The sequence below is a fragment of the Antarcticimicrobium luteum genome (genome assembly GCF_004358185.1).
GTDB lineage: Bacteria > Pseudomonadota > Alphaproteobacteria > Rhodobacterales > Rhodobacteraceae > Antarcticimicrobium > Antarcticimicrobium luteum.
Genome location: NZ_SMUV01000052.1, coordinates 50,407 through 65,176, shown reverse-complemented (window position 1 = coordinate 65,176; position 14,770 = coordinate 50,407). Strand labels below are relative to the sequence as shown.

Annotated in this window: 9 protein-coding genes; all 9 read left to right on the top strand. The window is 66.7% G+C overall.

The window, feature by feature from the left end:
- The first annotated feature begins 102 nt into the window (after nt 1-102).
- The 9 genes from galE to E1832_RS05065 all read left to right on the top strand — a co-directional run bounded on the left by galE (nt 103) and on the right by E1832_RS05065 (nt 14,681).
- Complete coding sequence (gene galE, locus E1832_RS05100) at nt 103-1,086, top strand: UDP-glucose 4-epimerase GalE (protein ID WP_133358653.1); 984 nt, start codon at nt 103-105, stop codon at nt 1,084-1,086.
- Between the two features lie 181 nt (nt 1,087-1,267).
- Complete coding sequence (locus tag E1832_RS05095; RefSeq protein ID WP_133358652.1) at nt 1,268-3,142, top strand: polysaccharide biosynthesis protein; 1,875 nt, start codon at nt 1,268-1,270, stop codon at nt 3,140-3,142.
- 128 nt (nt 3,143-3,270) lie between these two features.
- Nucleotides 3,271-5,535 carry a YjbH domain-containing protein gene (locus tag E1832_RS05090; protein ID WP_245513836.1) on the top strand — a complete coding sequence of 755 codons (2,265 nt, stop codon included), beginning with the start codon at nt 3,271-3,273 and terminating at the stop codon, nt 5,533-5,535.
- Complete coding sequence (locus E1832_RS05085) at nt 5,532-6,245, top strand: YjbF family lipoprotein (protein ID WP_165978801.1); 714 nt, start codon at nt 5,532-5,534, stop codon at nt 6,243-6,245. Before E1832_RS05090 ends, E1832_RS05085 begins: the two co-directional genes overlap by 4 nt.
- Nucleotides 6,246-6,369: 124 nt before the next feature.
- On the top strand, nt 6,370-6,609 hold the full coding sequence (locus tag E1832_RS05080; RefSeq protein ID WP_133358650.1) for a hypothetical protein: 240 nt from the start codon (nt 6,370-6,372) through the stop codon (nt 6,607-6,609).
- A gap of 416 nt (nt 6,610-7,025) precedes the next feature.
- The gene (locus E1832_RS05075; protein WP_133358649.1) at nt 7,026-9,782 is read left to right on the top strand and encodes a calcium-binding protein; all 2,757 of its coding nucleotides are present in this window, start codon (nt 7,026-7,028) and stop codon (nt 9,780-9,782) included.
- 168 nt (nt 9,783-9,950) lie between these two features.
- Nucleotides 9,951-11,291 (top strand): phosphoglucosamine mutase, encoded by a 1,341-nt coding sequence (gene glmM, locus E1832_RS05070; RefSeq protein WP_133358648.1) that lies wholly within the window; start codon nt 9,951-9,953, stop codon nt 11,289-11,291.
- A gap of 974 nt (nt 11,292-12,265) precedes the next feature.
- Entirely contained in the window at nt 12,266-12,814 is a 549-nt protein-coding gene (locus E1832_RS22425) for a plasmid mobilization protein (RefSeq protein WP_165978800.1), read from the top strand.
- Nucleotides 12,807-14,681, top strand: a complete 1,875-nt coding sequence (locus tag E1832_RS05065; RefSeq protein WP_165978799.1) for a relaxase/mobilization nuclease domain-containing protein — start codon at nt 12,807-12,809, stop codon at nt 14,679-14,681. The genes E1832_RS22425 and E1832_RS05065 overlap by 8 nt, the downstream gene beginning before the upstream one ends.
- The last annotated feature ends 89 nt before the right edge of the window (nt 14,682-14,770 follow it).

Here is a 14,770-nt window from a genome sequence, read left to right as displayed (position 1 = left end):
GCGCTGGCCCGCGACGACCTGCGCGAGGAGCTCTCCCGCTATCTCGCCGAGGTCGTCCAGATCGACAAGGCCGCACAGTAGACAAGCAAGACGGGACAAGACGTGACCAATATTCTGGTGACCGGCGGCGCGGGCTATATCGGCTCGCACGCCTGCAAGGCATTGAAACAGGCCGGCTACACGCCGGTGACCTACGACAATCTGGTGACCGGCTGGCAGGACGCGGTGAAGTTCGGCCCGTTCGAGCGCGGCGATCTGTCCGACCGCGCCCGGCTGGACGCGGTGTTCGCCGAATACCGGCCGGCGGCGGTGATGCATTTCGCCGCCCTCAGCCAGGTCGGCGAGGCGATGAGCGAACCGGGCCGCTACTGGCGCAACAACGTGGCCGGCTCGCTCACCCTGATCGAGGCGGCCACGGCGGCCGGCTGTCTGGATTTCGTGTTCTCCTCGACCTGCGCCACCTATGGCGAGCATGACAATGTGGTGCTGGACGAAAACACCCCGCAGGAGCCGCTGAACGCCTATGGCGCCTCCAAGCGCGCGGTCGAGGACATCCTGCGGGACTTCGGCGCCGCCCATGGGCTGAACGCGGTGATCTTCCGCTATTTCAATGTCGCCGGCGCCGATCCGGAGACCGAGGTGGGCGAACACCACCGCCCCGAGACCCATCTGATCCCGGTGATGCTGGAGGCGATCGACGGCACCCGGCCGGCGCTGACCGTGCATGGCACCGACTACGACACGCCGGACGGCACCTGCATCCGCGATTACGTGCATGTCTGCGACCTGGTCGATGCCCATGTGCTGGGATTGAAATGGCTGCAGGCGGGCAAGGGCAGCCGGGTGTTCAACCTCGGCACCGGCAGCGGGTTTTCGGTGATGCAGGTGATCGAGCAGTCGCGCAGCGTGACCAACCGCGCGGTGCCCTTCGAGACCGGTCCGCGCCGGGCCGGCGACGCCACCAAGCTGGTCTCCGGTTCGGTCCGCGCCGAGGAGGAGCTGGGCTGGACGCCGCGGCGCTCCACGCTGGACCGGATGATCGCCGACGCCTGGGCATGGCACCAGAACGGCCACTACGAGAAATAGCCCGGCGGGGTTCCGCCAGCCTGGTTTTGACATTCGGATAAAAGGGTTGATAATCATCATGATTATCAACCGCGCGAAGGGTGCGCCCACCGGGGCGGCCCTTTGATTCGGGCGGCACCGCACATTTGGAACGTAAGCAGATTTCGATCATGAGGATGCGGTGTCCGGGGAGTGGCGATACATGCTGAAACTGCTCAGCGCCTTGTCGCGCAGTCAGCGGGCTTATGTGTTCCTGGGCATCGACCTTGCGTTGATTCCGGTCGCGCTTTTGCTGACCTATGCGGTGCAGGTGCTGCCCGCCTCGGCGCTGGAGACGCTGCGGGCGAGCCTGCCGGTGCTGCCCTATCTGCTGCTGATCGCGGCGGCGCTATCGAAATGGCTGGGCCTGCCCAATATCCAGCTGAAAGCCTATGAGCGCTTTGCCATCGGCCTGACCGCGCTTTATGCGGCGGGGATCGCCGGGGCGCTGGCGGGGCTGTCCTGGATCGCCGGGCTGGGGCTGCCGGCCGGCACCCATGTGATCTTCGGGCTGTGCTATTTCATCTTCGCGGTGGCGATCCGGATGGTGCTGCTGCAGGTGGTGACCGCGATCTATCGCCGGGCCGAGCCGCGCCGCCGGGTGCTGATCTACGGGGCGGGGACCACCGGCACCCAGCTGGCCCAGGCGCTGAGCGCCCATGACAGCATCGATCCGGTCGCCTTCGTCGACGACAACACCTCGCTGCAGGGCATGCTGCTGGCCGGTCTGCCGGTGCATCCGCCGGCGCGCATCGCCGAACTGGTGCGCGCGCGCCGGATCAACCGGGTGGTGCTGGCGATGCCCTCGCTGAGCCAGCCGAAGCAGGCGCAGATCGCCCGGCGGCTGCAGAAGATGGGGCTGGAGGTGCAGGTGCTGCCCTCGTTTGCCCAGCTGATCGGCGAGGAGGCGCTGATCGACAAGCTGACCCCGGTGGCGCCGCAGAACTTCCTCGGGCGCAAATCCACCGATACCGGGCTGCAGGAGGCCTGTCAGAGCTATGAGGGGCGCAGCGTGCTGGTGTCCGGCGCCGGCGGTTCGATCGGCTCGGAGCTGTGCCGGCAGCTGCTGGGCTGCCACCCGTCGCGGCTGGTGCTCTACGAGCTGTCGGAGCTGGCGCTTTATACCGTGCATCAGGAGCTGACCCAGCTCACCGAGGGGATGGGCATCGAGATCGTGCCGGTGCTGGGCTCGGTCACCGATCCGCGCCAGGTGCGCAAGGTGCTGGGCGATCACGGCGTGCAGGTGGTGCTGCATGCGGCCGCCTACAAGCATGTGCCGCTGGTCGAGGCCAACCCGCTGCCGGGCCTGGCCAACAATGTCTTCGGCACAAGGACGCTCGCCCGCGCGGCGGCGGGGGCGGGGGTGGAGCGGTTCATCCTGATCTCCTCGGACAAGGCGGTGCGGCCGGCCAATGTGATGGGCGCCTCCAAGCGGCTGGCCGAGCTGGTGGTGCAGGATCTGGCCTCCCGCTATGACCGGACCGTTTTCGCCATGGTGCGCTTTGGCAATGTGCTGGGATCAAGCGGTTCTGTGGTGCCGCTGTTTCAGGAACAGGTCAGCCGCGGCGGCCCGGTGACGGTGACCGATCCGGCCGTCAAACGCTTTTTCATGACCATCCGCGAGGCGGTGCAGCTGGTGCTCAAGGCCGGCGCCGGGGCGCAGGGCGGCGAGGTCTTCGTGCTCGACATGGGCAAGCCGGTGCCGATTCTGCAGCTGGCGCGCCAGGTGATCGAGAGCGCCGGCTACAGCGTGCGCGACGAGGCCAATGCCGACGGCGATATTGAGATCGAGATCATCGGGCTGCGCCCCGGCGAGAAGCTGGAGGAGGAGCTGACGCTGAACGGCGATCTGATCGGCACCCGCTATCCGAAGATCTTCTGCGCCCGCGAGGACCACCTCTCGGAGATCGAGGTGGCGGGGGTGCTGCGCGGGCTGCGCCAGGCGCTGGCCGCCGGCGACGAGGCGGCGGCGCGGGCGGTGATCGCCCGCTGGGTCGAGGGCTATGCCGACAGCGAGGCCGGGCGCCGGCGGCTGTGAGTCCGGGCGCAGATGTCACCCCAAAGCCGCGCCCGGGGGCAACCGGGGCCGGCTGCGGACGGTTGGCGTTGATCCGCTTCGCGGCTTTGTGGTCTAACCCGTCGGGACCGCTGCAACAGGCCGACACCATGCCCCTGCCGATTCGCCCTTTTCGCCGATACGGGGCCGCCCTGATGCGGGCGGCGGCGGCGCCCGTGCTGCTGGCCGTTCTGCTGGCCGGCGCCGCCACCGCTCAGGTTGCGGACCCGGTGGAGGACCAGAGCCCGGTCCAGGACGGCGCGCTGCCGCCCGAGGCCGGATCGGCCGAGCCCAGCTTCACCCCGCTGCCGGCGGCCAGCCTGAACTTCTACGGCTCGCCCGGCGGCATCGACATGCCCTCGGCCGAGATGATGCCGGACGGGCAGTTCGCCACCACCGTCTCGAGTTTCGCCGGCCAGACCCGGATGACCCTGACCGCCCAGGTCACGCCCTGGATGTCGGCGAGTTTTCGCTATCACGGCATGCGGGATCTGAACCTGTTCGGCTTCAAGACCTATTACGACCGCAACTTCGACGTCCGGTTCCGGCTCTGGCGCGAGCGGCGCTATCTGCCGCAGGTGGCCCTGGGGCTGCAGGATTTCAGCGGCACCGGCCTGTTCGGCGCGGAATACATCGTCGCCAGCAAGCGCTTTCGCACCCCGTCCTGGGGCGGGCCGGCGCGCGACGGCGGCCGGCTGATGGTGACGGGGGGCATCGGCTGGGGGCGGCTGGGCTCTTACAACAGCATCGGGGCGCTGGGCACGCGCCCGCGCTTTTCCGGTGCCACCAGCCGCGGCGGCGAGCCGGCCTATGACCAGTGGTTCCGCGGACCCTACGCGCTGTTCGGCGGGATCGAGTGGCGCCCCAACGACAAGCTGGGGCTGAAGCTGGAATATTCCTCGGACGATTACGTCACCGAGACGCAGACCGCCTCGCTGTTCAACCGGCGCTCGCCGTTCAGTTTTGGGGTCGAATACCAGTGGAAGCGGCACACCCGGCTGGGCGCCTATTACCTTTACGGCTCCGAGATCGGGGTGGCGGCGCAGATCCAGCTCAACCCGCGCTACCCGACCCGCCGGCTGGTGGTGCCCGCGCCCTATCCGGTGCAGCCGCGCGCGCAATGGGCCGGACCGCCGGAAAGCTGGGACACCACCTGGGCGGAGAGCCGCGGGACGGTGCCGGGCCTGCGCGACCGGCTGACCGAGCTGCTCAAGCGGGACGGGCTGGTGCTCGAATCGCTGGAGGTCGGCGCCGAGACGGCCGAGCTGCGCTATCGCAACCCGCGCTATACCGCCCATGCCGCCGCCCTGGGCCGCGCTGCCCGCGCGCTGGCGGCGACCATGCCGGCCTCGGTCGAGACCTTCCGGCTGGTGCCGGTGGCCGACGGCATGGCGCTCTCGGCGGTGATCCTGCGGCGCTCGGACCTTGAGGCGCTGGAATTCGATCCCCGCAGCAGCGCCGCCCTGCTGACGGTGACCGGCTTTGCCGATGCGGCGGGCAGGCCGGGGCCGGAGGCGCTGCCGGGGGCCGGGCTGTATCCCGATTTCAACTGGTCGCTGTCGCATTACACCTCGCCCTCCTATTTCGACCCCTCGCTGCCGTTCCGGCTGGACGTCGGGGTGGACCTGCGCGCCACCTGGCGCCCGGCGCCGGGCTGGCGGATCTCGGGCAAGCTGCGCCAGCGGGTCTGGGGCAACATCAAGGACGGGCGGCTGTCGAACTCGGTGCTGCCGCATGTGCGCACCGACACCACGATCTACGCGCAGGAGGCCACCACGCTGGAAAACCTCTATGTGGCGCGGCAATGGCGGCCGGGCCGCAACCTCTATGCGCGGCTCACCGCGGGCTATTTCGAGTCGATGTTCGGCGGGCTGTCGGGCGAGATCCTGTGGAAACCGGTGGGCAGCCGGCTGGGGCTGGGGCTGGAGGGCAACTACGTGGTCCAGCGCGATTACGACCAGCGTTTCGGCTTTCAGAATTACGACGTGCTCACCGGTCATGCCTCGGCCTATCTGAACCTGGGCGGCGGCTATGAGGCGCAGGTCGATGTCGGGCGCTACCTGGCCGGGGATATCGGCGCCACCTTCTCGGTCGACCGCACCTTTCCCAACGGTTGGAGCCTGGGCGGTTTCTTCAGCCAGACCAATGTCTCGGCGGCACGGTTCGGCGAAGGCTCCTTTGACAAGGGCATCCGGTTCCGCATCCCGCTGAGCTCGCTGCTGGGCAAGCCCAGCCGCGCCGGGCTGGGGCTGACGATCCGGCCGGTGCAGCGCGACGGTGCCCAGCGGGTCTATGTGCCGGGCCGGCTGTACGATCAGGTGCGCACGGCGCATCGCGCCGGGCTGGAGGCAGGATGGGCGAGGGTCTGGGAATGAACCTGAGAGGTCTTTCGCTGCGGTCCGCGGCGCTGGCCGCGGCGGCGCTGCTGGCGGTTTCGGGCTGTAGCCGCGGCACCGACGCGCCGCCGACGCAGCTGCAGCTGCTCAACGCGGCGCGCACCTCGGCCGGGGCGATCGCCGGCAAGGTGCGCCGCACCGAGGCCCCGGCGCGCCCGCCGCTCACCCGCGCGGCGCTGGAGCAGGTTCAGGTGCCGGTGCTGGAGGTGACGGTGGAGCGGCGCGGCGACTGGGCCTTTCTGTTCCGCACGCTGGAGCGGACCGACAGCAGCCCCGGCCGGATCGAACAGTGGAGCACCGAGGACAGCAACGTCACCATCAGCCTGCGCGGCGGCGTGCTGATCGCCACGCGGGGGCTGGGCGGCGATCTTCTGTCCAGCGCGGTGCGGGTCTCCGATGCCCGCCCCGGCCCGGACGGCGGCGGCGCGCACCGGCAGATGATTCGCAACCTCGACTACCGCGAGACCGCCCTGGCGCTGAGCTGCGATCTGGTCGATCTGGGCCCCGAGACCATCGAGATCGTCGAACGCCGCCACGCCACCCGCCACCTGCAGCAGCGCTGCACGGGCGGCGGCGGCCGGGTGGTGAACGATTACTGGACCGATCCGCGCGCCGGCCTCGTCTGGCAGTCGCGGCAATGGGCGGGGCCGCATCTGGGATACCTGAGCCTGCGCCGGCTGGTAAAATAGGCACAGGGTTGTTACCGTTGAAAGAAAATCGTGCCTGCGGAGGGCCGGGGACGATGCCGCGCGTTGATCCGATCCCGGAACTGCGCTACAACTCGGTTTAAATCAGCCAAAGGGGTTTTGAATTATGAAGAAGATGATTGCCGTCCTGGTCGCCGCCACTTTTGGCCTGTCGACCGCCGCCGTTGCTCAGACCACGCCGCCGGCAACCACGCCGCCTGCTCAGCAGACCGTTGTTGTCAACGGCACCACCCTGACCACCACCACGCTGGCCGGGATCGGTCTTGGCGTTCTGGGTCTGGGCCTGATCCTCTCGAACAACGACGAGAGCGGCACCACCACCACCACCACGACCACCGGCAACTGATCCGGTGCGGCCCCTCCGGGGGTCGATGTGAAAGACATGAAGGCAGGCCGCATCCGGCCTGCCTTTTGCGGTGTCGCGGTGTTGCCGCCCCGCCGGGCGCTGCGCCCCGGGGGCCGCCCGAGGCCCCTCATCCGGACAGAAATCCCGGCATTCCGGGGTCTGGAATTCGGCGTCCGGCGGGACGTATTCCCGCGGCGTTGAGCAAACTTCCGCCGAAGGAAGGTTTTTTGATTTGAATCATTTTACCTCAACCTTCGATGGTATTCATATGCAATTGTGTAGATGTTTCTACCCCCGGCCGAATTGGCGATGAGACCCCGTGCGTGGGGGGAGGGGGCAAAGGATGCAGGATTGCCGCAACATAGGCCGACGCCCGGGTTTCAGGCCGCGGTGCGCGCCAGAGGAGGAAAGTTTTTATGGCTGATGAAGTTCTCAATACGTCGCCTGATTACTCAGTAACCCACGTTTTCAGCATTGATGACATTTCCGGCGGGTTCGATGGCACCACCATCGCGGACACCCCGTCGATCATTGATTACAGCACCTCGCAGGTCACCAAGGAAGGGGTGACGCTGAACCCGATCGACACCGAATTCGGCTTTTACGTGACCGATTTCAGCGGCGCCGAGGAAAAGGTGCGCGATGGCCTCTATACCGAGGGCTGGGTCGGCAACCTGAGCGGCGAGGGCGGCGAGCATCTGGGCCTGGTCATCTCCGACGCGCCTACCGACACCTTCCAGACGCCGGCATTGCTGGGCACCTGGCTGGCCGGTCTGGGCGGCAATTCGGTCAAGGCCTCGACCGAGCACTACTCGGTCATGCAGCAGGTGCTGTCGGACCAGTACTATCCCGACGATCCGGATGCGGTCTATACTCTGGACGACGATCTGCGCATGATCGATCTGGACGAGGCGGGCAATCCCGGCCTCATGCATGATTACTACGTGAAGGAGCTCTCCGAGGCGCTGCAGCGCGCGATCGACACCGTCGGCAGCGGCACCGTGGCCCATGACGATATCGACTTCAACCGCGACGGCGTGGCGGACAGCTTCGACACGCTCACGGTGACCGCCCCCGGCACCGCGATCGAGGTTGGCGCGGTCGACCTGGACGGCGACGGCGAATGGGACCTGATCGACGGCGGCCTCAACGGCTATGGCGCCGATGCGGGCATCCGCGACATCCTCACGCCGAACGAAAGCACCATCCAGAACAACATCGCCTATGGCGACGATTATTCGGTGACGCTGAAGGACGACGGCAAGCTGCTCTATCGCTGGGGCAACATGGTCAAGCGGCCCAACGATGTCCGCATGGAAGTGGAGATGCCGCTGCCCGATGAATGGTCGGCGCCGGACGGGTCGGACGGTCTGATCCCGCTCTATCGCATCACCGCGGCCGAGCTGGTCACCCGCCACACCATCACCAACAACCCCAACGACCAGATCCGCCCCGAGGATTTCGAGAACGAGGCGGCGATCGGCCAGCTTCCCTCCTATGAGGTGGACGCGGACGGCAACTGGCTCTCGACCGAAGGCTTCTATGCCGGCGACGGCACCTTCTACCCGGCCGGCACCGTGCTGAAGGACGCCTCGCTGCCGGGGCTGGTGGAGGACTCGCTGCTGGCCCAGATCGGCGCGACCTCGGCCGATCTGGACACCGGTCTTACCAACGCCTGGTACACCACCATGGACCGGGAGCCCTTCACCGCCGAACTGGACGGGGACGGTGAATATGTCACCGGGCCGCGCTGGCGCCTGCAGACCGACAAATACGGCCAGGACCTGCCCGGCGTGGTGATGCCGATCGATCCGCGCGTCACCGCGAACCCGACCAAGGACCAGGTGAAATACGAGGTCGGCGAGGACACCGAGACCGTCATCAACCTGCTCGACTGGGGCACCGCGGTCTCGCCGCTGTCGATCAGCGCCGGCTGGCAGAACGCGTCCGACACGGTTTCGGTCAACGGGCTGAACATGACGGAAAACTTCGATGTGGCCTTCTACGTGAAGGGCGACATCAAGCCGGCCACGCTCTACAACACCGAGCTGGTCATGAGCTATGAGGAAATCGCGATCAGCGGCGCGGGCGAGACCCTCACCGGCGCGGCCGGTGACGATTACCTCGTGGGTCAGGGCGACAACACCATGACCGGCGGCGCCGGCAATGACCTCTTCGTTCTGTCCTATGGCGTGACCAACAACTACACCGGGATCGCCAGCAGCACGGTCACCGATTTCCAGGCCGGCGAGGACGAGCTTGGCCTGATCGACCTGGGCGTGACCGACACCAACTTCTATGAGCTGGTCTCGCAGAGTGTCGGGGCGGACGGGCTGCATGTCAGCCTGGGCGGTTATGAGGTGGCGCTGCTCTCCGGTGTGACCGAGACGCTGGGGCTGGAGGACTTCCTGCTGATCAACCGCTTCTCGACGCCCGGGATCACCGGCACCGCCGGTGCCGATTATCTCGTCGGCGACGCCGGCGCCAACACCATCAGCGGGTTTGCCATCGCCGATGCCATCCTCGGGCTGGACGGCGACGACACGCTCTATGGCAACCGCGGCAAGGACACGCTGAACGGCGGCGCCGGCAACGACCGGCTGTCCGGCAATATCGGCGCCGACACGCTGATCGGGGGCGACGGGATCGACACCGCCGATTACTCCGACTCGCCCAAGGGCGTCACCGTGAGCCTGGAGGACGGCACCGGCAGCGGCGGCCGCGCGAATGGCGATACCCTGACCGGGATCGAGAACCTGATCGGTACGGGCGAGGACGACATCCTGATTGGCGATGACGGCGACAACGTCCTGGCCGGCCGCGCCGGCAGCGACACGCTGACCGGCCAGCAGGGTGGCGATACGCTGCTCGGCGGCTTCGGCGACGACACGCTGATCGGCAACAAGGGCAACGACACGCTCGACGGCGGCTTCGGCGACGACACGCTGTTCGGCGGTCTGGGCGGGGATACCTTCCTCTTCGGGGCCGGCAGCGACACGATGGACGGCAGCGGCGGCAACGACGTGGCCGAATTCGGCGGCGCCCAGGCCGATTTCGACGTGGTCAACAACGGCGGCGGCTCCTGGATCGTCACCGATCTGGCCAACGGCGATGTCGACACGCTGTTCAACATCGAGAGCCTGAGCTTCTCGGACGGCGACCTCTTCGTCTGAGGCGCGGCCTGAACGCGCAATGCCTGACACGGGCGGGGGGCCACAGCCTCCCGCCCGTTCCTTTTGGGGGCCGCATGTTCTGCAACTTGGCGTCCGGGTCCAAGACGTATAGACCGGAGGCGCCGGAGACAGTGGCCGCGGGCCGGACCGGCGAAAGGCAAGGAACATATGGCAGAGCGACTTTTCGGCACCGACGGGGTGCGCGGGCAGGCAAATACCTGGCCGATGACCGCGGATGCGGCGCTGCGGCTGGCGGCGGCGGCGGGGCGCTATTTCCGCACCGACAAGCAGGAACACCGGGTGGTGATCGGCAAGGACACGCGGCTGTCGGGCTACATGCTGGAAACCGCGCTGACCGCGGGCTTCACCTCGACGGGGATGAACGTCTTTCTTCTGGGGCCGGTGCCGACCCCGGCGGTGGGCTATCTGACCCATTCGCTGCGCGCCGATGTGGGGGTGATGATCTCGGCCAGCCACAACCCGGCCCATGACAACGGGATCAAGTTCTTCGGCCCCGACGGGTTCAAGCTGTCGGATGCCGCCGAAGCCGAGATCACCCGCCTGTTCAACGCCGGCGTCGCCCCAGCGCGGCCCGATTCGATCGGGCGGGCCAAGCGGTTCGACGACGCGCGCGGGCGCTATATCGAATATGCCAAGACGACCTTTCCGGCCGGCCAGCGGCTCGACGGGCTGCGCATCGTGGTCGATTGCGCCAATGGCGCGGCCTATCGCACCGCGCCCGCCGTGCTGTGGGAACTGGGCGCCGAGGTGATCCCGATGGGGGTGGAGCCCGACGGGTTCAACATCAATGCCGACTGCGGCTCGACCCACCCGGAGGCGGCGGCCCGGCGGGTGCGCGAGACCCGCGCCGATGTCGGCATCTGCCTGGATGGGGATGCCGACCGGGTGATCGTGCTGGACGAGACCGGCAAGGTGGCCGACGGCGACCAGATCATGGCGCTGATCGCCTCCCGCTGGGCCGAGGCGGGGCGTTTGCGCGGCGGCGCGCTGGTGGCGACGGTGATGTCCAACCTGGGGCTGGAGCGATTCCTGGAGGCGCGCGGCATCGGGCTGGAGCGCACCGGCGTCGGCGACCGCTATGTGGTCGAGCGCATGCGCGCGGGCGATTTCAACCTGGGCGGCGAGCAGTCGGGCCATCTGGTGCTGAGCGATTACGCCACCACCGGCGACGGGCTGATCGGCGGGCTGCAGTTCCTTGCCGCGATGGTCGAGACCGGCAAGACCGCGAGCGAACTGGCCCGTGTCTTCGAGCCGGTGCCGCAGAAGCTGGTCAATATCCGCTTTGCCCCGCAGAGCGCGCCGCTGGAGAGCGAAGCGGTGCAGGCGGCGATCGCCGCGGGCGAAAAGGCCCTGGGCGCGGGCGGCCGGCTGCTGATCCGCAAATCCGGCACCGAACCGGTGATCCGGGTGATGGGCGAGGCCGAGGATATGGTTCTGCTCGACAAGGTGCTCGACCGCATCGTGCAGAGCGTCCGCAGCGCTGCCTGAGGGGCGCGGTGCGGCGGCGCCTCTCAGGCGGTGCTGCATAATCCATGTTATGCAAAATAAGGGGGCCGTCCCCTTACGAGAACAGGAAATGCGCGGGGTCGAGATCGTCGGCGTCGATCCCGTCCAGCAGAATTGTGCCGGCGCCGGTGTCGATCTCGGTCCCGTCGTCCACCGCGCGGATCTCCAGATCGTCGAAACTGAGCCCCGAAATCCTGAACCGGATCTGATCCTGGCCCGGGTTGAAATCGGCGATATAGTCGTCGCCGTGATCCTCGCCAAAAACGAAGCGGTCACGGCCCCTGCCGCCGATCAGCAGGTCGCCGCCTCGGGATGGCGTCCAGACCTTGTGCGATACAGGTGTTCAACCCTTGGGTCAGAAAGACGGACCGCTGTTGAGCCGATGCACTATTGCTGCAATCATCCGCGTACGCGTTCGGTCAATCGAGCATGCATGCAAAGAGGCGTTGCGGCATGCATGGCTTGCGCCATCGCGCGGTTGCGCCAATGCATCCAGTGATGCCCTAAACCTTCAGGGTGTTGGGTCGCACGGGCCTTATGGCGTTTGGCGAATGATCCTCGACCATTCGCGTCGGCACCAACGGATGACGCATGGTGCCGCGCAGGCGTTCCAACCCCACAAGGTCTTCCCCTCTTCCCGGGATAATCCCCTCGCAGCATTCAACGCCAATGAAACGATGTTGTGTCGGCTGCGCCGACGTGATTCCCGCGCCTGTTCAGGATCCGGGACAGGGTCCCGGATCGCGGCGCGGGGAAGCGGTGTCCCTCCGGTCTGTTCGTTGTCGCGCGGGGTTTGCAGCACGTATGGCCAAGGCCCTGCGTGCTGATCACCGAAGGTGCGACAACGGACCGTAGGGACGTTGACAGGAACGGTATTGTGTATGACAAAACTTGTGCGGCGACTCATTAGAGTTTTCGTGTTTACAAAAACTATCTAAAGATAAATCTTGCCGCCTATGTCCAAACGCCTCTCCACCACAGCCCGACAAGAGGTTCGCCGGCTTGCCGCTCAAGGGCTTGGCGATGCCGAGATCGCCGTGTGTGTGGGCTGCTCCAGGCCCACTGTCGCCCGGGTGCGGGCGCGCGGTGTGGTGACGGATCGCACAACAAAGGGCCGCGTGCTGCAGGTTCGGGTGTCCGCCCGTGAGGCCGAAGCATTCGAGGCGCTGGTGGCCGAGACGGGCATGACCACGTCGGGTCTGCTCCGGCACATGATCCGTCTGTCATCCGGCATTGTCGCGTTTCGCCGGGACGAGGTTGTAGCGCTCAAGACGTCAACCAGTCAGCTCAATGCCCTGGCGCGCAACCTTGTGCAGATGCTGAAGCTTGCCCATGCGGGTAAGTTGCGGTGGAACACGCGCGACGCGGCACTGGTCGGTCGGCTTGCGGATCGGGCCGAAGAGGTGGCCCGGGCGGTGCAGGCCTTGCGTGCGGCCTCATTGCGCGGGGCCTTTGTCCGGGTGTCCGATCTTCGGGACGTCGGGGAGGGTCAGTACGATGGCTGAAACACGCACCCTCCAGCAGGTGGTATTGGGCGAGATATTGCCTCATGTGGGGCGGCGGTCTGCTGCCATGGCAGGAGAAGCGCGCGTATCGTCGGGCCGTCGGCGTGGTTCCTCTGGCGGGGCCGTTACGGTGATAGCCTGGAACGCGCTGCGGGTGCCGCAAAGCGTGGTGAAGCGGGTTGGCGCTGGCGGGTGTCATTCGCCCAAAGAGTTACGCCGACAGATGAAGTATATCCTGCGCGACGAGGCGCGGGTCGCAGCCTGGTCGAACCAGATCGGCATCGACCGTGTCTTTGGCGAGCGTGGCATGGAAAGTGTCATTGCCGATTGGAGCGCATCCTGGTGCGGTGCCCCTAAACGGGGTCACACCGATCACATCATCCTGTCCTTTCCCAAGGGAACCGAGGCGGAGTTGGCGGAAGCTATCTCGCGCGAGTGGGCGCAGGAGGTCTTTGGCGGGGATTACCGGGATCGATATCGGTATGTGGCAGCCCTTCACTGCAACACCGACCACGTGCATGCCCATGTTCTTGTCGACAAGGTGGGAATGGAGGATGGCAAGTTCCTCTCGATTAGCCGTCATTCCGAGATCAGCTATGACATGATGCGCGAGTTGCATGCGCAGATCGCGGGTGAGCACGGGCTGGTGCTGAACGCCTCTTCCCGCCTGTCGCGCGGCATCATGGAAAACGCGCCACGGGACACCGATTTGCAGGCGGCCCGCAAGGAGGAGCGGGAGCCTGTGGTGGCGCCGCTGGATCCTGCAAGCCGCGCTCTGCGAGAGGCCGAGATGCGTGGGTATGCCGAGGGGTATCGGCAGCTGGCACAGCTTGCCGGGATGAGCGTGGGGGCCGACGTCTCTCCGAATGCATGGCTCGGACGCATCGCGGAGGGAGCACAGCATGCCGCCAACAACTTGATGAAAGGACTGCCGGTGAAAGAAGGGTTTGCCGAAGGGGCTGATATCCCCGTGGCCGGAGCGGATGTGATCGGTCGTCTGATCGCCGCCCGCGAGACATTGCAGGCTGAGGCCGACACCGCCTGGAGCGCCATTCAGGACATGGCGCCCGGTGCCGAGAAGGTAGAACTGGAACGGCTCTTTGCCGGGCAGGCCCGCGAAATGGGCACGCTTCTGGGCCGCGACTTTCTTGCGGATTATTATTCACCGGTGTCGCCGGAGCGCGATCCCTACAGTGTGCAGGGGATCGTGGGCCTGGCGGCACGGGCAGGAGAGGAGGGCAATCCGCTCTCGGCTGAGGCCGGTGCTGCACTGGGTAGTTTCCGAGCGGAATTGTCGCGGGCTTTGGCGCCGATGGAGGCAAGGCTTGAGGAGGCGGGAAGCAGCATCGAAGAAGTTGCTGCCCGTTTCATCGCACCCCATCGCAGCGAGGCGCAACTCGAAGCGTCACGTCCAGTGGACGCCCAGGAGCGCGCGGACTGGCTTGGCATGGAGCGCGATCTGCAGGCGCGCGCGCGTGATGTTTTTGCGGGGCTGCGCATGGATCGTGATCTTTTGGCGGATCTGGCGCGTCAGGACATTCTCGACGCGGGGCAAGGCAGCCGCCTTGCCGACATCGCGACGCTGGACAAGCTGATCTCCGAAGTGCGGCAAGACCTGCGCGACGGGGATATGGATCAGCTGGCCGCTGGCCGGATCGATCCGCTTATGGACCGCATCGAAGACCCCGGTCTGCGACAAGCCGTGTTCTCAGAGTTGAAGGCCATCGCCGCAGTGGATGCCGGTGATGACATTGCCGGCCGCGACAGCGAACCCGCCGCCACCTACCGGACCCGGATCGAGGCTTTCGAGCGCGCCGAGGAGCGGGGGCGCGACCGCGACGATGCCGGTCGCGATTACGGCCTGTAGAGGATTGAAGAGGCTCTGATGATGTGACCGTCCTCCTTTGTGGTTCATCGCAGACCCACCTTGGCACATTCGATGCCGCCGGGGGGCGT

Coding starts and splice junctions, on each gene's coding strand:
- E1832_RS05090 (WP_245513836.1), top strand. CDS start 3,271: ATGCCCCTGCCGATTCGCCCTTTTCGCCGATACGGGGCCGCCCTGATG.
- glmM (WP_133358648.1), top strand. CDS start 9,951: ATGGCAGAGCGACTTTTCGGCACCGACGGGGTGCGCGGGCAGGCAAAT.
- E1832_RS05095 (WP_133358652.1), top strand. CDS start 1,268: ATGCTGAAACTGCTCAGCGCCTTGTCGCGCAGTCAGCGGGCTTATGTG.
- E1832_RS05085 (WP_165978801.1), top strand. CDS start 5,532: ATGAACCTGAGAGGTCTTTCGCTGCGGTCCGCGGCGCTGGCCGCGGCG.
- E1832_RS05080 (WP_133358650.1), top strand. CDS start 6,370: ATGAAGAAGATGATTGCCGTCCTGGTCGCCGCCACTTTTGGCCTGTCG.
- E1832_RS05065 (WP_165978799.1), top strand. CDS start 12,807: ATGGCTGAAACACGCACCCTCCAGCAGGTGGTATTGGGCGAGATATTG.
- E1832_RS22425 (WP_165978800.1), top strand. CDS start 12,266: ATGTCCAAACGCCTCTCCACCACAGCCCGACAAGAGGTTCGCCGGCTT.
- E1832_RS05075 (WP_133358649.1), top strand. CDS start 7,026: ATGGCTGATGAAGTTCTCAATACGTCGCCTGATTACTCAGTAACCCAC.